The following is an 18,651-nucleotide window of genomic DNA, read 5'->3' on the forward strand; positions in this document are numbered from 1 at the left end:
CTTCGGTTATGATATTCAGGCGGATCTTTATATAAAAAAAACCTGAATCAAAGGCACGCAGACGTTCAATCACATCGTCTGTTGCCCTCAATTCAGGTTTTGCCTGCAATACGTAACAACCCTGATAATAATGAGGTGTATTATTGATTAGCTCACTTTAGTCAAAACGCAATCAATCGCCTGATCTTTCCGAACGAAGCGAATGAACTGGAACAGGTCTTGCCCTGAGATCGGTTACAATCCTGTTATTACCGTGATATTAGCACAGAATGAAAGCGCTAGCAATATCTTTTTAGAAACACCTCATTACGGCTTACGGTACGCATCTTACACTATAAAAAAACCATAAATGCATCAGCAAGGATGCATTTATGGTTTTACGTTCATGGTATTGCGTTAAGATTAGGCTGTTATAGCTGACCGCTCAGTTATTGTTTTTACAGCTATTGCAGCTTTTTCACTTGCTCAATCAAACTGTCCAAGCCTTTATCCGCCAGATACGGCCCATAGTTCCAGTAGTTCCTGGACACGTTGATAATTCGATTATGTTTGATTGCGGGAATGCTCTGATATACCGGTTCCTCAAACAGTTCCATCATCTGATCCATCTCTTCATCTTCCATTTGAGTGAAGAAATAGTCGGCAGGCTTGTCCGCCAGTTTTTCCAAGGACAACACGGTGCCGCCATCCGAATAGATTTTATACTGCTCAGGCATGGAGAATCCAAAATCCTCATAGATCAACTTGCCCAAAGTACCGCCTTCGCCCCCGAGCAATACCTCTTTATTGTAGACCACAAACGACATTGCTGTTGTGCCCGGTTTGATATTAATGTTTAGTTCACTGCGAATGCTCTTCAGTTTCTCTTCAAACTTCGTAATCCATTGCTCCGCTTCATCCTTACGATCCATAATGTCACCCATCGTTCTCAGGGTATTAATGACATCCGGATCACCTCCCCAAGCCACCGTAATGGTTGGTGCAATTTTAGCATATGTGTCTACAATTTCCTTACTTGTGTAGTCTGGTACAACGATTACGTCCGGTTCCAGACCTGAGATCATTTCAACGTTGCCATTGCCTGAGCCAATGTCCGGTACACCTGCCAGTTCTTCTGGATATTGTTCCAGCGTTTCGGTGTTTGCTCCGGCTGGTTTCATCCCCAGTGGCAGCAGATAACCGCCATAGGTTATGATGACAGGTTTGGAAGGCTGCGCTGGAATTTCAACCTTTCTTCCTGTTGCATCTGTATACATTCGAGTGGATGGCTGTACTGCATCTGCACTCGTTGCAGGTTGCTGCTCTGTTGCTGCTCCGCATGCTGCGAGCAACAGTGATAAACTAAATAATAAACTAACCGCCAATGTTGGCTTAAAACGAAGGTTCAAATCGTCCACGCTCCATGTGTTGTATTGATAATGATTATCGTTATTACCAATATAACCACGCTTGTCCCTGTCAGCAATGAACGATTCCGACCTCTTGTTCGTACGATTTGAACCTTTGATTCGATGACTATGCAACTTATATTGAGCCGGGGTCTCTCCAGTCGTTCTTTTGAAAATGCGGCTAAAATAGTACAGATCCTTATATCCAACCCTTTCAGCAACCTCGCGAATCTGTGCTTCCGTCTCAGTGAGCAACGTTTTCGCTCGCTTGATTCGGGTCTGAATGACATAATCCATGGGACTGCATCCGTACTTGCGTTTGAATACTCTAGCCAGATAATGCGTGCTGTAATGAAAATGTATAGCCATATTCTCCATCGAGATGGAATGAGCATAGTGCTCCTGAATGTAGGCTTCAATCTGCTCCGCCAGCTCCAAAGATTCGACCTGCCGCTGACGCGCCATCTTCCACTGGCGAAATTGCTCATACACAAATTGATAGAACAATCCTGTCACCTGCAACCGATCAAGTTCATCACTAGAGTTCCAGGACTCCGCCATTTTTTCGACAATCGTAAGAAGCGTTAATGGGTATGATGCTGCAAAATAATATGGTTCTTCTCTCTGAAACGCATTCACCCTTCGTATACTTCCATCTTCCGAGGAATCAAGAGGTAACGGGGCAGATTGCGGTTTATATAGTAGTAAATAATAATCTAACGGTTGCTTCGTACAACGAATCCCCAATGACATACCTTTCTCACCATGCAGAATGAGTGTCTGATCCGAAGTAAACCTGTCCGTCCCGAACTGGATGTCTGCCTCGCCTTTACTTAGGATCAAAAAAGCCGGAGCAGGTAAAATGGTTGTCGATAACTCTTGTTCTGCATGCAATACGTTATGGCGGATATCGATCAGTTTCACTTGATTGTTATTCCACCACCGAATGGCTTCTGACCATTCTTTCATTATGAACCACCTCAAAACGATCATTGGACTTTGGTTCCTACATGTCCGATTTCATCCTTACCATACAAGAGTGCTTCATGTTTTGTCCAGTTCGCCCACTATGTAAGCTTTGACCTATAATCGTAATTTTTACAATTAATTAACCTAAAGCTAACGCTCATTTAGCAATTGTTGTATACACTTGGTTCTGGATAAACTATACATATTTATTAGGAGGATTTTCATGTTAAATCGCTTTAGTACCCGTGCAGCCAAAATGATGCTCGCGGTGACCACCATTGTTACAGCTACGCTGGGAGGCAGTAGTGCGGCTGGGGCTGTGGAAGACGGCACTTCGACAACTTCTGCTTCACCTATCAAAAATGTAATCATTCTTATTCCTGACGGTATGGCTAATGATGCTACTGCATTGTCTCGTTGGTATAAAGGTTCATCCCTGACCATTGATTCCATGGCAAGCGGTATGGTTCGTACACACTCTGCGGATGCGCCGATTGCGGATTCGGCTCCTGCTGGAACAGCCTTTGCCACAGGACATAAATCTCATACCGGCTTTGTCGGTGTATTGCCGGACAAAGCCACCATGCCTGGACAAAAACCGATTGCAAAAGGCGACGAAAGAAAACCTGTTGCTTCCGTATTGGAAGCTTCCAAGCTTGCGGGTAAAGCCACGGGTATTGTAGCCACATCCGAAATTATGCATGCAACACCAGCAGACTTCTCGGCACATTACCCTGATCGTAAAAACTACGACGCACTCAGTAAACAACAAGTCTTCAATGGCATCGATGTTGTACTGGGCGGTGGTAGTAAGTATTTGGAACCAGCAGGACGCAAAGACGGTAACAATCTGGTTGCTTCAATTAAAGCACTTGGATACGATTATGTAACTACGCCTGCGGCGATGAAAGCATCTACTTCCAACAAACTGTGGGGCATGTTCTCCCCGGCAGGTATGTCATACAACATGGATCGTGATCCTGCCAAGCAGCCAAGTCTGGCTCAGATGACATCCAAAGCGATTGAAGTTCTATCCAAAGACGAGAATGGCTTCTTCCTGATGGTCGAAGGCAGCAAGGTAGACTGGGCTGCTCATGCCAATGATCCGATTGGGATTATCAGTGACGTACTTGCTTTTGATGATGCTGTAAAAGTAGCGATGGACTTCGCCAAAGCCGATGGACAAACCGCGGTTGTTGCCGTATCTGACCATCAGAACGGTGGACTTACGATTGGTAATGCAGCTACAACAGGTACGTATGACAAAGAGCCGTTGTCCACTTTTATCGGACCTTTGAAAAAGGCTAAATTGACAGGTGAAGGTTTAGAAGCGAGGCTGAATGCGAAGCGCACCAACATCAAAGCAGTCATGAAACAATACTACGGCATTGCCGATCTGACTTCCGAAGAGGTTGCTGCCATTAAAGCCGCCGAGCCAGGTAGCCTGAACTATGTGGTAGGCCCTATGATCAGCAAACGTGCGGGTATCGGCTGGACAACAGGCGGACACACCGGTGGAGACGTAGTACTTTACACGTATGCTCCTAACAATGATCGTCCATTTGGTGTCATTGATAATACAGATGTAGCCAAATACATGGCTCGTGTCCTTAATCTGGATCTGGACAATGTAAGCAAGCAACTGTTCGTACCTGCCAAACAGGCGTTTACAGCGAAAGGTGCCACATACAAACTGGATCTAACCGATGTTAAAAATCCGAAGATTATCGTAACAAAAGGCAACACCACGCTTGAATTGCAAATCTACAAAAATGTTGCGCTTGTAAACGGTAAAAAGACAGAACTTGAAGGCGTAATTGTGTATAACGGCATTGAGGCTTTTGTACCCCAAGGTGCCGTGGATCTGATCCAATAAAAGTAGCTTATCCTCTGTAAGCAGAAACCCCCAAGCACTGGCGAGAATATCTCGCAGTGTTCGGGGGTTTTGCGGATAATTCAATGAAAGACAACTCAACCATGCCTATAATTTTTCCCTATAGACCTTGGTCATTCACAGGTTTATTTTGAAAACATCAGAATGCCATATTGGGAAGTGTTCTTCCAGCTATCATTGGTGAGATCATTCCATTTCGCCGTGCTCTTGTTGTTATTCCCTTGATTATCGTTAATTTGAAGTTCAAATCCCATCACTTGACCTGCCTTCGGCACGAGGGATTGGAATCTGATCTTGGCCTCCACCTGATACCCCTTGGCCGTTTTCTTCACGGCACTTTCGAGACGCGCGGGTGAGGCACTGCCTGCAAACGTAGCCACGTTATCTGCACTGATTCGGAACTGGGCATCATCATACTGAAAGAAAGGCGTGCGCTGATGATTTTCATCCAGGAAAATCTCAACCGAGTCCTGATCCCAAGGATCGGTGGCATTGGTTATAATTTGCGGATCTGAGACATCAATGAACAGATATAGATCCTGACCAGACCAAATCGCACGAGCCTCAGCTGATGCTCCCCCGCTCTGATTCAGTGGTGTAATATGGAATGGAGTAACCTTATTCCATTTCGCATCCTTTTCTCCGTCAATCGTTACGGTTCCTTGCAAAGCTTTCGAGGATTTAGGCATACTCGCCAGTTGGATGACGCCGAATTTGCTCGTATTCTGCTCTTGCGATAATGTACGGTCATTCCAGTACAAGACATGCTGTCCTTCTGCTCCACTCGTTCCGCCATCCGTCACCCGAACGTCCAGTCCGATTTCACGTGCAAGTGAACCTGTTGCATGAGTTAATGGTATGGATACTTCAACCTGATAGCCGTCCGCCGCTTCACGAACGCGATACGTATGTGGCTTAGCTCCTGTCACTTTGCCTTCGCGGCTTATCGTGATATGTCGATCATCTGCCTCGTAAACAGGGGTTTTGCCGTTATTTAAATCCACAAACAGCTCCACCTTGTCCTTCGAATGTTTCGTTGTATCCTTCACATCAACCAAAACATAAAGGTTATTCTTGTCCCATAGTGTACGGAAAGAAGCTGAACCTGTATTACCTTTCAATGCTGTCGAAACAGCCTTGTTCCAGATTGGATCTTGTTTGGCTGCCTTCGTATTCGGTGTGCCGGACAAGGTAACCGCACGTTGCGTCAAAACAGGTAGACTGGATTCGTCAGCTAACCCCCAATAGGCCGGTTTGGATTGCAATGCTGAGTCAAACAAAAACGCTTGGTTGTTATACGATTTCTCGTCTTGCAGACCCCATAAAGTCACCGATGAGATGACATCGCTATGTTTTTGATACAGGTCAAATAGCTCTTTATAACGATAGGCCTGCTTCACAGCAACGTCCTGTGGCAGCTTCTCGCCATAAGGAATACCACTGTCTACATCCAATTCAGTGATCTGGATATCCAGTCCCAGTCCTGCAAACAGATTGATTGTTTTCTCAATCTCATCAATCGGCGGGGATTCGAGGTTATAGTGGGATTGCAGGCCCACACCGTCAATCAGCCCTCTCTCTTTCAACCGTTTAACCAGTTGATACATATGCTCTCTTTTTTCAGGAATTTCGGTGTAATACTCGTTATAGTATAATTTTGCATCCGGGTCGGCGGCGCGTGCAAACTCAAACGTTTTCTCAACATAATCCGGACCAATCAGCTCGTAGAACGGGCTTTTGCGCAATCCGTTTGCATCCCCGTTGCTGTCCGCAATCGCTTCATTCACAACGTCCCAAGCGTAGATTTTACCTTTGTAACGTTTCATGACCGTATCTACATAGTTCTGGACCCGACTGAGTAGCAGATCCCTGCTCGCAGGATTGCCCTGATCATCCTTGAACATCCACTCTGCTGCATCAATATGCCAGAGCAAGGCATGTCCACGTAAACCCATTTGATTTTTCTGTGCAAAGTCCACATATTCATCCGAGGCTTGGAAGTCATACACACCTTTGGAAGGGGACACAAACTTCGGTTTCATCTCATATGTTGCAGTCAAACTGTTAAAGTGTTTGGTTAACAATTGACCGTAAGCACCTTCAAGCTGCCAGCGATACACCGCGGCCCCAATCGGAAATTCAGTCTGGTACAGATCTTGTAAGGAAGGAATATCGGTCTCAATAGCCAGTGGTGCGGCTTCCTCAATCGTTATATCATCCACATAAAATGATAAGGTATCTACCGTCTCATCGGAGATATAAGGTGTTTCAATAAAGAAATTCAGCTCCTCAGGGTTATCGCTGTATTGGTACGTGGCCGTAACCTTATGCCATTGTTGCCAGTCGTCTTTGGGAATCGTGACCTTGTCCAGCATGTTCCAGCTCTCTGCCCCATTCTTCTTGTAGGCCGTTAGCTGAATCGTCTGATCTGAAGCAGGTTTCTCCGTAAGCCTGACATAGAATGAAATGTTATACGTAGAATTAGGCTTCAACAGACTTTTCATTTTCAGCATTGGCCCGTGAAAGGAGCGCTGACGGTTCGAGACAAGCATACTCCGAGTACCTTGATGCGCTGCCTGCTCTGAAACCGTCAAACTTTCGCTACCAACACGCGGAAGCCAGCCTTGAAGTGTCCCATCCTCAAAATCGGTATGAAGCACTTCGAGGTTCTGCTCAGCAACTGCCGTAACCCCAGGGCTTACTCCCTGTTCAATCTGCTGTTCTTGTGCAAAAGCAGCCTGCTGAAAAGGAACCATCGTCATCACCAGCATCGTTGCCAGCAGGGTTGAACTCACTTTTTTAAACGCCTTGGTCTTCATTTCATTCCTCCTCTCAATTTAACTTGTATTATACACTTCAAAATAACGCTTACATATATATTTTTGTAAATTTTTTCAATAAATTCAGATAAATCTGCTTTCTTCTTGTATAATAAACATGAACCGACACAGAGCAAAACAAAGGAGAGAACAAGTATGTTAACCAAACTGAACTGGATTACATTGCGCGTGCGTAATCTGGAAGCCTCGATTCATTTCTACCACCATGTGCTCGGGCTTACCGTGCAGCGCAGATTCGAAAGCCGTGGACGGCAGATTGCTATGCTCGGTCTGGATGAGAAGAGCGAGACCTCACTAGAACTAATCGAAGGTAGCAAGCAGGTACTACAGCCTGAGGCTGGTATCTCCATTGGTTACGAAGTAACGTCACTTGAAGCAGCTATGGAGCGTCTGGAAAAGATGAACATTCCCATCCTACGCGAACCTGTGCAGCCGAACCCACGTCTGCGTTTTATGTACATTGCAGATCCGGATGGGTTCGAGGTGCAGCTAGCTGAGCATCTGGAATAGAAGTTTATTTTATAGCTTCATGCGGCGCATTAGCGGCACACCTAAACTGTTTAACAAGCGATCCAGCAATGCCCAGCACCACTGTCTGTACAGCGGCAGATGGCGATCATACACTGCAGAGTATTCGAAATCTGCTTCCGCACCACGATTCCGTTTAAACTGGGCCGCACCAGCACTCTCATGTAGTAACGCTCTGTTGTTTTGGGCTTGTCCAATGAGACAAGCGGATAACATGCGGTACAAACCGACAGATTGGGGAATGTTGGTATCATAGCCGAACAGTGGCGTGGTCATCACCCCGTTGCGGCAAAAATAACCCATCACTGCATCCAAGCGCCCTTCCTTACGCAAGCCGTGTAGACTTAATGTTCCGTTCGCTCTGGCTGTAGCAATAAAACGCTCGCTGAATTGCGGATTGTCATAGGAGTACTTTTCCAGATATAACATCCGGTACAGTTCCACAATTCGCGGGATATCTGATTCCGCAATATCTGCACCAGAAACCAATTCATAGCCATGTTTGTTCAGCAATGCCTGATCCCGTTTAAGCAACCAGCGCGACTTGGCATTGCCGAAATTAGGATTATGTGCCTGATACAGATAAATCTGCCTGCTCGGTATACAGCGGCATCCCGATTCCTGAAGCCCTGTTATAAGATTCGAGTGCAGTGCGGAGCTCAGAGAACGAAAGATCACCGTATGCTGCGGATAGCGCTCCCTCACCGCTTTCAGGATATGTATTGCTTGCTCGCCAGTCATGGCAGGGTACAGGTTGGTCGATAAAAGCCAGTTGTTCACGTGAACAACCTTATTGATCCGGGATTTTTTCATGCCCCAGCCTATAAAACTGAGCAGCATGGAGAGTCCTTTTTCCAGCATTGGCTTCTGTAACATGGTCAGTTCCTGCTTGGCATATCGCACATAGTGAGTATACGGGGAACAGACATAAGCATTATCATATTCCTCTTCATTCACGGTAACCGGCAGCACAAGGTCGTCCATGCGGGCAAGGAGCAACGTGGTATTTACGTTAGTCATGTATTCTGTTGTTCCCTGCATGATCATCGGCTCTAAATATGCCTGTGCGTATTTTGCATCCTCGGTATCAGGCCAATCCATGCTATGAATTGAATGTCGATCGTATAACTGAACACGTCCTCCGTTGTCCATGACACCTTCCTCTTTCATCTGATCCCCATTGCTAACCAAGCCGTATTCGCCAGCATTTTTCTTCAACCTTTGATTCCTCCATGGTGTGCATCATATCATAGTAGCATTACTCACGAACATTCTCCGATTTGATGACGAATTCGGCAATCCGCTCTCCCGGTTGCAGATTCGGTCGATCATAGTAATATACCATGCCGAAATGATACGTCATCTGCTTCGCAACGATATAAAATCGCTGTTGTTCGAATTCATTTTCCAGACAAAATACGGTGCTATTCCTTTCATATCCGTACATAATGGAATTTAACTGAGCGATCTCTTCTTCAGTGGCAAGCCGAAACAACTCCACGTTAAATATCGTCCCGGGACATAGAATGAACTCTACCTCACTGAAGGTAATCTCCACATTGTGATAATATGAAAAATCAAAACTGCCTGCTAGTACCAACTGCTGGCTCTGCTTTTGTCCAGACTCGATCATGTAAAAATGCTCGATATTGTTTGCCTTCAGTTCCTGTTGCAGCTGCTCTAGCTTTTTGTTCTGCTCATGGAAGGAGTCATGCACTATTCCGAATCAGTCCTTTCTAGTCAAATATGCTGCGAGGTGTCGATATTTAGGCCCATCTACTCTGCTGTTCACTTCTTCCAGATCCATCTCCAGCCAGTACTCGGCCTCCATCAATTCAATCATATCCAGCCTTGTAATCTCGGCACATTTCGGATGCTCAGCTGCTGCAACCATCGGTTCGGGACTATCATCCCAATTAAAGCCAGTCACCACTGCATGTACCAACACTTCTGAATCCAACATCCGAACTTTCTCACAGGCTGCGCCGGAAGACTCCTCGTAAATAATATCATCAACAATCTGCTGCTCTTTATCTGTCAATTTTAAACGTATGGCTCCAGGTGTATCCAGCAACATATCGGCAATGTTCGGGTTATGCTCTCTTGCCAGGTTCCAGGCTGTTGCCATGATACCCTTCGGGGAATCCAGTTTTGCACCATGCTCAAGTAATAGACTGATCGCTTGGGGCTGCTTGAACCTTACCGCTTTTTTCAATGCAGTATCTCCCAGTTTATCTTCCGCTTCCAGATCCGGCCCGGCTTTGAGCAAACAGCGAATCCCTTCAAGCGGGGTACGATTAGTCAAAAAAATCATAAGCGGTGTTCGTCCGCGGTCATCCCGTTCATTGACATCCAATGAGGATGAAGCAATAACCTCACATAGGTACTCTACTTCTTTGATTTTACTAATATCTTTCCAATTCAAGATGATCTCTCCTTGACTATTTTCCTATTCGGCCCACGGCCCCTAAACTCCAGAAGCGTTTCACCAGCATTTTCTATACCTCTACTCTATCTAAAAAAATGTGGAGCTACAAGGGACCTATGAACGTCAAATAGGCCCGTACAGCGCATAATTATGCACAGACGGGCCTATTTGGATAAACTCAATCTGACAGGTTATACACGCCTGGGAAGAGCAAATCATGACTTAAAGCTAAGCAGGTAGCCCCAGTCTAAACCATCAATGTAATAGGAATAGCATCTACCTAGGATTCAGTCTGCTCAGGCAGTATGCTGATCCGATACAAGACCACTCAGATTAACAATGAGTTTCTCAAGTTCGGTAAAGCTTTCCACCATATTTTGCGTCAGATTGCGCTGCTCTTCCATACTCGCCAAAATCTCTTCCGTTGCAGCACTGGATTGTTGCGTTACACTGGAAATTTCGGATACCTCATTAACCACCCGAGTCGAGGATTCCTTCATCGTTGCTGAACTTGTTTCAATCTCTGTGGCCTGAGTCAATACATTCTGTGAATTGGTATTAATGGACTGGAATACCCGTTCCGTTGTCAGAACACTTTCTGCTCCAACTTGCAGCAACTGACGAACCCCTTCAAAGCGACTTGTCAATGCTTGCGTCTGTGTTCTCAGACTGGTGAGGATCGAGGTAATCTCACTCGCCGATTGCCCTGAGCTTTCAGCCAGCTTGCGAACTTCCTCCGAAACGACAGCAAATCCGCGTCCATGCTCACCTGCACGTGCTGCTTCAATGGCTGCATTCAGCGCAAGCAGATTGGTTTGAGTGGCGATATCCGAGATACTATTAAGCATCAACGTCATCGATTCACTCTGATCATTGAACTTCTTCATATCATCAGCTGTCGTGTTAATTGTCTGGTACAATTCATGCATCTGCTCATTCAGGTTACCCATCTGTGTACTACCCGTCTGTGTACTTGAGGCCATACTTGCGGACAGCTCTTTCATCTGTTGGGAATAGGACGCTACGTCCTTAATATGACGGTCAGATTGAGATAACGATTCGGAGATTTCAGCAATACTGGTCGCCTGAAACTCGACACCTCTCGCAACTTCGCTGAATCCGACCGTCACTTCGTTGGTGATGGCACCGGTCTCATCCACTTTTTGTTTTAAATGCTCTGTATAGCGGGACAGCCCTACAACAGCTTCTTTTACCCGCTCCAACATGATCTCCACACGGGTGCGTGACTCTTCCACCTGCGCCCCCCGTGCTTCACTATCCATGAACAATCGTTTGTTCACCCTAGACACGGTGATCATTATAATTCCGGTTACAATATACATACTGAAATTAATCAAGTCAGCAAATAGCAACTCTATACTCGCCGATGATACAAGAACAAGTTGGACCGCGAAAAAAGCAAGCATCACCGAAAAAGCAATGTTATAGTGCTTACTATTCGGATAAAGCAGCAGCGGTGAGACAATAAGAATGCCTTGCACGGCGTTCATCGCGTCACGACTTACGTAAATTCCACTGGCGATCACCGCTACCGTCACAAACCATGGAATGATATGTATACCTTTTTTCATAAAATTGCATACGGTAACTGCTAAAGTAACTACAACGGAGAGTAGCGTGGACAGCCATAGATCGGGAACAATAATCGTGATCCCCGCGCTGATGGCCGTTATGGCCCACATCATGTAACTTACTAGTTTGTTTCTCTGCCAAGTGATCTCATCGATACGATTCATGCTTACCCCGTCCTTTATGTAAGTTAAAAAAATTAACACATGTAGGCCACTGTAAGTTTACTCTCAGTCCATAGTCCTGCTTATACGTAGTTCCGTAACCTCTGCGCCTTTAGCATAGTACATATTAACTTCATAAACGTGCAGTCAGCGCCACTTTATGTATATCGGCAATTTATGTCTATAATTAATATATGTTAAGAAAATATATATTTTCCCGACATGTGCACCTTAATGAAGCAGTTCTATGCGTCCTTTAGACGTAAAAAAGTCCGACAACACGTCTTATTTACGCGCTGCCGGACTCCTAAGTAAACTTTTAGTTGTTCTGAATTTCCCGCACATCTTCAATCCCTGCGAGTAATTCACATTATAAGGCTTCGGGTTCTAAAACTTTAAGCTACTGCCGTAATTGCTTTCCTTTTCGCATTCGCTTCCTGACCTGTCCCCATACTAGCTGCTTGATGATCGGACACCAATAAGCTCAAATCCACGATTAGCATCTCCAATTCCCCAAAGCTTTCCACCATATTCTGTGTCAGGTTGCGCTGTTCTTCCATGCTCGCTAGGATTTCCTCTGTTGCTGCGCTGGACTGCTGTGTTACACTGGAAATTTCCGAAACCTCATTCACTACCCGTGTTGAGGAAGCCTTCATTGTTGTTGAGCTTGTCTCCATATCGGTTGCATGAGTCAGGACGTCCTGTGAGCTATGATGAATGGACTGAAACACTTCCCCTGCTGTCTGCACACTGTTCCTTCCACGCTGTAGAGATTGGCGAATTCCTTCAAATCTCATGGTTAATGCTTGGGTCTGCATTCTCAGCCCCATGAGGATTGTTGTAATTTCATTGGCGGATTGTCCAGAACTTTCAGCAAGTTTGCGGACTTCTTCCGATACTACAGCAAATCCACGTCCATGCTCGCCTGCACGAGCAGCTTCAATGGCTGCATTCAATGCCAGCAGATTGGTTTGTGTGGCAATATCGGAGATGCTGTTTAGCATCAACGTCATCGATTCACTTTGTTCACTAAACTTCTGCATATCATCGGCGGTTGTATGAATAGCGGTATCCAATTCGCTCATCTGCATATTCAATTGATCCATCTGAGAACTGCCCGACTGGGTGCTTGAAGCCATGTCTACAGATAGCTCTTTCATCTGTTGGGAATAGGATGCTACATCTTGAATTTGGCGGTCAGACAGAGCAAGAGACTCTGAAATTTCGGCAATACTTGTTGCCTGGAACTCAACTCCTTTGGCAACTTCTCCAAAACCAAGTGTCACTTCATTCGTTATGGACCCCGTAGCATCCACCTTTTGTTTGAGTTGTTCGGTATAGTGGGAAAGTCCAACAACGGACTTTTTCACTCGTTCCAGCATTTCTTCTACACGCTTCCGTGAATGTTCTACCTCGTTCCATCTATGCTCACTCTCTTGAAATAACTTTTGATTCAACGTAGATACAAGGACTAAAATCACACCTGCTACTGCAAAGAGTACCACATTCGTAATATTTTCTATAAACTGCTCCTGGGTAGAAACCGGAACGATTAAAAGCTGTAAAATGTTGTTTGCAAGTAAAACCGAAAAACCGGTAAGGAATACTCGCTTATCAGGATAAATCAATAATAGACTCGTTATAACAATCGCCATGAACGGATCCACAGTCCCCCAACTGGCAAAAATGCCACAAGCGCTAATGAGCGTTACATTAATCCATGGAATAACGTGAATACACTTCTTTTTGACATTGGCATAAGTAAGCCATATACCATACATAACCACTATAGCATTAGAAATAAATAATTTAGGATCTGTAAAAGCGATAACTATTCCGAAAGTCACGACAATCCACAACATCATTGTAATCATTTTATTTCTTTTCCAGATAATTTCGTCCAACCGATTCATAAATACCCCGCCTTTGATGTAGGTTTAACCAGATGTAAGCTGTAATGAGTGTGTGATGAGTGTGTGATGAAGTGACTGGTCATGATCCGTTGCAAAGAAATCACCCTGCCATAATATAGTGCATATAGGCTTCATAAACATGTACACAGCGCTACGTTAGTATATATCGGCTGTAAATCATGTAATTGAGATAGGAACTTCAAAATAATATCGTTGCATATGATCATAAACAAAATAAAGAGCCTGCCCATGCGTAGATACGCATAAAGCAAACTCTCTACCTCATCCTTTATAGAGGATCTCATATACCTTCCGGCTGTTACTTGCCAAATACTAGTGTTGTATTCGATGATCCGGCATATTTCGTAACAAACTCACGTGCATATGCCGCGCTTTCAACCTGATAGCTGTAGTTATTACTTGGTCTCCAGTTGGTTTTTGGAGAAACCGGGCTGTTCAGAGCAGGTGTGCTACCTTTATCCGTAAATTCTCCTTTACCTTTGTCGTCTAGAATGCCGCCTTTTTCAGCTCCTGCGCCAAAGTAATTGTTTTCGGAATAAATACGCGCTTTTTCTCCGATCGTAATCGCCTGGTTAAAGTTATTAGCATAATTGTTTTTGATGTGGAAGAAACCATAACGCATGAGTCCAGGACCACGTACATACAAGTTTTCAAAATAGTTATTGGACATCGTCACATGAGGCACACCGTTATAGCTACTGTTGCCGTCATTCGGGTGTCCTAGAATAATGCCATATTTGTGATTCGCAAATTTGGAGTTACTGATCGTGATATAGTCTGCGCGGTCACCGATATACAGAAGCTTATCCAGATCACTGCCGCCAGAACTGTAGTTATGACCTGAAAATGTAACATGGTCGATCCAATAGTTGGAACCGGAAGTAATGTACATCTGGATATCATCGTTGGCATTGATGTTCGCAGAGTGATTAAACGTCAGATTCTGAAAGATCACATTGCTTGATCCCGAAGTGGATCTGAAGTGAATGTTCGTTAACGTATGTCTGTCAAAAGAACCTACCAATGTTTTGTTGGAACCAAATTCAACTTTTTGCAAGCTGGATGAAGAAATATTCTGTTCCACAACGACAATCTTGGCTGTAGACCCTGCCATGTGTGTTCTCAGATCATTCAGATTACTGACATACACGACCTGGCCGTTCCTGCCTCCTGTCGTCGCCGCCTTGGATACACCGTTCTCATTCTTCGCATTACCAGCAAAACCAGTTAAACCATTTGTGCCCGTGTTGGGATAGTTTGCTGCACCATATGTAGCAGGGGCTGTTGAAACCGTTAACAACAATAAAGTGACTGCGAGTAAAAGCAATGAAAACTTCTTCAAAATATCACCATCCTTTGTAATTTATCCCTCAAACAACTCGATTATAGCTTGTAACCTGCATTGTGACAATACCATTATTGCAAAAGGACAATTATTTTATCTTTTTTGCAACAGCAGGTCAGATATCGTGAAAAAACAGAAAGATGAGAACATGTCACATATACAACATGAACTCATCCCGTCTCTTCTAATGCGTCTATTTAATTTTGATTTCGAACTGATCTTTCGCAACATCTTGTATATTTCGATAGACCTTACCGGGTTTTCCTTTCATCTTCAATACGATCGATTCGGGTTCATCAAGAGAATTGCTATTGAACGAATAAACCATGCCATTCTCCGTGCCTCTGCCTCCATTCCTAGATAAGATTGTCTTCTCCCCTTTTTTGGAGGTCGTGACGAGCTCAAACGGCTGAATGATATCGCTAATGAACGACTCCTTCTCATAGTCAAGCTTTTGTTTGGGATCATAATCAAGCCTTACGTGTGTTACCAACGGCGAAATTTCCACGTCCGATATCAACACTTCGTACTCCCCGAACTTGAACGTTCGATTCACAGGGATCGTTTCCGTTTTTGGGATTGAAAATTTCGGGTCCAACGCAACGACAACATTCATTTTTTTAGAAAATTCGTACTTTCGTTCCTGCGAATTCCCCTCCCGCTGTTCCTGCTCTTCTCCTTTTCCATTCGCTTTTCCATGCTCACGATTATCGGGAACGACAGAAGAAAGCTGAAATTCAAAATTTAATTTTTCTGGAAGCGGCTGGCTTCGACTTCGATCAAATGTGGTACGGCCTCGAAGGACATTATTCTGATCTGAGAAACGGATACCGTTGATGCTGCCGTTATCAATCACATATCCTGTCGATGCATCCATTAATTTCGTGTTCTCTATGGAATATACCCCACTCGATGTATCCGTCTGAGCAGAGTATAAGAGAATGACTCGATTCTCATCCGCCATCAACGCATCCAGCGTAAACGTGTATTTCCCCATCGTCACTGTCTGATCTAAACGCTGAACATAATTATGGTTGAGGGCTGAGGTAAGGGTAGCACTCTCCTGATCTCTGCGCAGCAACTCACGAAAAGGCTCCAATTCTCCCCAATGAACTTCAGACTGGGAAGAGGTCAACCGTTGTTGACCGAAGTCTCCAAGTGATGCGAGCAGAATAACCGCCACGGCAAGTGATACAGCGGATAATACCGTGATCCATTTTCCACGTCTGCTTTTACTTGATCTACTCGCTTTGGCTTCCGCCAAGCCACGTTGTATGGCAACAGTCGTATCGGCCGAATGCAACTCTTTGTGCTTCTTGTTAATCTCATATGCATCTGCCAGCAATGCTTTTTCCTCCGGGCTAGTGGTCATGCCAATCCCTCCTGTTCTTCATCAGCTTCCGTAATTGTTCAAGACCTTTATGCTGCCATGTCTTAATCGTACCTTCCGGTTTGCCAAGGATCGAAGCAATATCTGTAAGTGTCATATCGTTGTAGTACTTGAGTAACAATACATGTCGATACTTCGGTTTTATTTTCAGCAAAAGAGACTGCATGGCTATACGATTATCTCGGGCACTAATCATCCACGAAGCCGGGATATTTTTCTCCATGCTCTCATCCGGCTGAAGTATAGTTCGCTTGCGGCGGCGCTGTTCGTCAATACAGACATAAATCAAAATTCGAATAATCCATGATTTAAATGCCTTATCATTTTTTAGCGTACGACGTTTAATCCAGGCCCTGCAGGTCATCTCTTGTATCGCTTCCAGTGCATCCTGCCGATTCCGTAAATAGCTATAGGCAATGGATAACAACGTATCCTGATGCTCCGTAACGGAATTAATAAACACTGATTCATCGTGCATATGTATCCAGTCCAACTGCTTCATCCCTGTCTCGCTATCCACCCTGTTCCCCTCCTCTTCTCTCTCTGTGGTATAAGACGGATGAACCGACCAAACCGTTTTCATTATTTTTTTATACGAAAAAAAGCTCCCCATCCATAGATAGGAGCTGCTATTCCTGCACTCGTAATGGAATTACATCTACTTACAGATTGCCCGTAACTTCAATCCCGTCAGCTGAAGCCAGCACTTTCCGAATCCAGGTTGTCAACGAATCTAGGAACACCCGCAGTTCCGGTTCAACAACTTTCACCTGCTCCAACTCGGACAAAATCCCCACCCATACCTCTTTCACCATCGGATTATCCCAGCAAGGATCAAACGCCTGTAGCTCTTCTCCACTTTGCGGGTCCGTTAAAGGGAAAGCACGATTGATTGCTGGACGAATATGCTTGAAATCCTCATCATAGATAAACAGCATATCCTCCTGTCTTATCTCACGCACATCTTCGTTCAGGTACAGGGGAGATAAGGTAAACCCGATGTTCCTCTCCGGGCCTTCATACTGATAAAGGAGCACCGGAATTTTACTTTTGGCTTGTCTTTGCACAACATTCACTCCTTTCCCGGATCACCACCTCAGGCACTCACAATTCAAACCATTCAAATACTTCTGGATACTGATTCGTTACACCCTCCATCTGCTCTTTCCAGGTTCGTCCTTCCTCCCCCCAGATATGGAACAGGCAGTAGATGTATTGTTCACCATCCGCTACTTCATCCAACCCGCTTGCTTCCTCTAGCCATACCTCCAAAGCTTTTGGCCAGGATTCATCATCACGCAAAAGACTAAAACCATCCGTATGTTGTTCTACGCTGTGCATCCTGCTATGCGTCAGTGAAGCAGCCAGTCGCGACATGATTTCAGTCAACCTGCTGTGCTCCTGCTCCTTCGTTCTGATCCCATACTCCCAACCCATAACGTGATTCCTCCCTCAAACATCGTTTACCGGGCTTCACTTCGCTGCACTGCGTATCCAGATTGCTGTAGTTCATCCATCGCGACGAACACATCACGCTTCGGATTCAATTCTCGGATCAGGTCAGCACTAATCGGTGCTTCGCTATATATTTCAGTCACAGCAGCCAAAGACATATCCTGTATATCGTAGTAATCTACTGCCCAATCGATATATGATTCCGGTGTTTCCTCGATATAACCGAGCAGAAATGCTWCTCCACCTTCGGCATCCGATTCGTCTTCCTGAGCCATTGCAAATCCAATCCAACTGCCTGCTTTCCAATCCGGACTGTGCCCTTCCTGCCACATACAGAAAGTCACATCCTCCCGAGCCAGCGTTTCCTCGTGTTGACCTAATAGACGCATGAACTCCTCCGGTACCTCATCGTACATGCCCGGATGAATTTCACCATCCTCACGGTTATGCGGACTGAGCGGGGATTCATGATCAAACCCTTTGAGCAAAGTCCCCGTATTCGTAAACAATACATGCAGATGGTCCCCTGCCCCGTTATCCACGCTTCCCCATGCTGTATCTGGCTGGAGTGTGTTGCTGTGATAACGATGTACGCGAAGCCATTCCTGCTCTGACAGAATGATATCAAGTGCCGCAAGTGCTTTTATCCGCTGGTGCAAAATAGTAGCATTCATGATTGATGTCCCGCTCCAATGAGGCATATCCATCTCTCCTAAAAATGATCTA

15 protein-coding genes are annotated in these 18,651 nt (G+C 45.0%); 2 read left to right on the forward strand and 13 right to left on the reverse strand.

From position 1 onward, the window contains the following. Nucleotides 1-443 precede the first annotated feature (443 nt). Nucleotides 444-2,357, reverse strand: coding sequence for an AraC family transcriptional regulator (locus AB4Z30_RS06015; protein ID WP_441924313.1), 1,914 nt, complete (start codon nt 2,355-2,357; stop codon nt 444-446). A gap of 223 nt (nt 2,358-2,580) precedes the next feature. Between AB4Z30_RS06015 and AB4Z30_RS06020 the strand changes: the two genes are divergently transcribed. Further along, entirely contained in the window at nt 2,581-4,233 is a 1,653-nt protein-coding gene (locus tag AB4Z30_RS06020) for an alkaline phosphatase (protein WP_441924315.1), read from the forward strand. Nucleotides 4,234-4,376: 143 nt separating this feature from the next. Here the strand turns inward: AB4Z30_RS06020 and AB4Z30_RS06025 are convergent, their stop codons facing one another. Further along, nucleotides 4,377-7,070: an endo-1,4-beta-xylanase gene (locus tag AB4Z30_RS06025; protein WP_441924317.1), complete on the reverse strand. Its 2,694-nt coding sequence runs from the start codon at nt 7,068-7,070 to the stop codon at nt 4,377-4,379. 156 nt (nt 7,071-7,226) lie between these two features. Between AB4Z30_RS06025 and AB4Z30_RS06030 the strand changes: the two genes are divergently transcribed. After that, nucleotides 7,227-7,601, forward strand: coding sequence for a VOC family protein (locus AB4Z30_RS06030; protein WP_441924319.1), 375 nt, complete (start codon nt 7,227-7,229; stop codon nt 7,599-7,601). Between the two features lie 9 nt (nt 7,602-7,610). Here the strand turns inward: AB4Z30_RS06030 and AB4Z30_RS06035 are convergent, their stop codons facing one another. From AB4Z30_RS06035 to AB4Z30_RS06085, 11 genes are all read right to left on the reverse strand, one after another. Continuing rightward, on the reverse strand, nt 7,611-8,837 hold the full coding sequence (locus AB4Z30_RS06035) for a GNAT family N-acetyltransferase (protein WP_441924321.1): 1,227 nt from the start codon (nt 8,835-8,837) through the stop codon (nt 7,611-7,613). A gap of 40 nt (nt 8,838-8,877) precedes the next feature. Then, complete coding sequence (locus AB4Z30_RS06040) at nt 8,878-9,336, reverse strand: hypothetical protein (RefSeq protein ID WP_441924323.1); 459 nt, start codon at nt 9,334-9,336, stop codon at nt 8,878-8,880. 9 nt (nt 9,337-9,345) lie between these two features. Next, a complete protein-coding gene (locus AB4Z30_RS06045) occupies nt 9,346-10,044 on the reverse strand; it encodes a DUF4274 domain-containing protein (protein ID WP_441924325.1) in 699 nt (232 codons plus the stop codon). Between the two features lie 299 nt (nt 10,045-10,343). Next, nucleotides 10,344-11,804 carry a methyl-accepting chemotaxis protein gene (locus tag AB4Z30_RS06050; protein WP_441924327.1) on the reverse strand — a complete coding sequence of 487 codons (1,461 nt, stop codon included), beginning with the start codon at nt 11,802-11,804 and terminating at the stop codon, nt 10,344-10,346. Nucleotides 11,805-12,196: 392 nt separating this feature from the next. Next, complete coding sequence (locus AB4Z30_RS06055) at nt 12,197-13,714, reverse strand: methyl-accepting chemotaxis protein (RefSeq protein WP_441924329.1); 1,518 nt, start codon at nt 13,712-13,714, stop codon at nt 12,197-12,199. 319 nt (nt 13,715-14,033) lie between these two features. Next, nucleotides 14,034-15,077 carry a pectate lyase family protein gene (locus tag AB4Z30_RS06060; protein ID WP_441924331.1) on the reverse strand — a complete coding sequence of 348 codons (1,044 nt, stop codon included), beginning with the start codon at nt 15,075-15,077 and terminating at the stop codon, nt 14,034-14,036. A gap of 196 nt (nt 15,078-15,273) precedes the next feature. Next, nucleotides 15,274-16,452: a DUF4179 domain-containing protein gene (locus tag AB4Z30_RS06065; protein ID WP_441924333.1), complete on the reverse strand. Its 1,179-nt coding sequence runs from the start codon at nt 16,450-16,452 to the stop codon at nt 15,274-15,276. Beyond that, on the reverse strand, nt 16,442-16,948 hold the full coding sequence (locus AB4Z30_RS06070) for a sigma-70 family RNA polymerase sigma factor (protein WP_441924776.1): 507 nt from the start codon (nt 16,946-16,948) through the stop codon (nt 16,442-16,444). The genes AB4Z30_RS06065 and AB4Z30_RS06070 overlap by 11 nt, the downstream gene beginning before the upstream one ends. A 184-nt stretch (nt 16,949-17,132) precedes the next feature. After that, on the reverse strand, nt 17,133-17,537 hold the full coding sequence (locus AB4Z30_RS06075; protein WP_441924335.1) for a hypothetical protein: 405 nt from the start codon (nt 17,535-17,537) through the stop codon (nt 17,133-17,135). 37 nt (nt 17,538-17,574) lie between these two features. Further along, nucleotides 17,575-17,907: a hypothetical protein gene (locus AB4Z30_RS06080; protein ID WP_441924337.1), complete on the reverse strand. Its 333-nt coding sequence runs from the start codon at nt 17,905-17,907 to the stop codon at nt 17,575-17,577. A 26-nt stretch (nt 17,908-17,933) separates the two neighbouring features. After that, a complete protein-coding gene (locus AB4Z30_RS06085) occupies nt 17,934-18,599 on the reverse strand; it encodes a hypothetical protein (protein WP_441924339.1) in 666 nt (221 codons plus the stop codon). Between the last annotated feature and the right edge of the window lie 52 nt (nt 18,600-18,651).

Origin of the sequence: Paenibacillus sp. 2TAF8, assembly GCF_052114825.1 — a bacterium.
Classification (GTDB): Bacteria; Bacillota; Bacilli; order Paenibacillales; family Paenibacillaceae; genus Paenibacillus.

Coding starts and splice junctions, on each gene's coding strand:
- AB4Z30_RS06015 (WP_441924313.1), bottom strand. CDS start 2,357: ATGAAAGAATGGTCAGAAGCCATTCGGTGGTGGAATAACAATCAAGTG.
- AB4Z30_RS06020 (WP_441924315.1), top strand. CDS start 2,581: ATGTTAAATCGCTTTAGTACCCGTGCAGCCAAAATGATGCTCGCGGTG.
- AB4Z30_RS06025 (WP_441924317.1), bottom strand. CDS start 7,070: ATGAAGACCAAGGCGTTTAAAAAAGTGAGTTCAACCCTGCTGGCAACG.
- AB4Z30_RS06030 (WP_441924319.1), top strand. CDS start 7,227: ATGTTAACCAAACTGAACTGGATTACATTGCGCGTGCGTAATCTGGAA.
- AB4Z30_RS06050 (WP_441924327.1), bottom strand. CDS start 11,804: ATGAATCGTATCGATGAGATCACTTGGCAGAGAAACAAACTAGTAAGT.
- AB4Z30_RS06055 (WP_441924329.1), bottom strand. CDS start 13,714: ATGAATCGGTTGGACGAAATTATCTGGAAAAGAAATAAAATGATTACA.
- AB4Z30_RS06065 (WP_441924333.1), bottom strand. CDS start 16,452: ATGACCACTAGCCCGGAGGAAAAAGCATTGCTGGCAGATGCATATGAG.
- AB4Z30_RS06070 (WP_441924776.1), bottom strand. CDS start 16,948: ATGCACGATGAATCAGTGTTTATTAATTCCGTTACGGAGCATCAGGAT.
- AB4Z30_RS06080 (WP_441924337.1), bottom strand. CDS start 17,907: ATGGGTTGGGAGTATGGGATCAGAACGAAGGAGCAGGAGCACAGCAGG.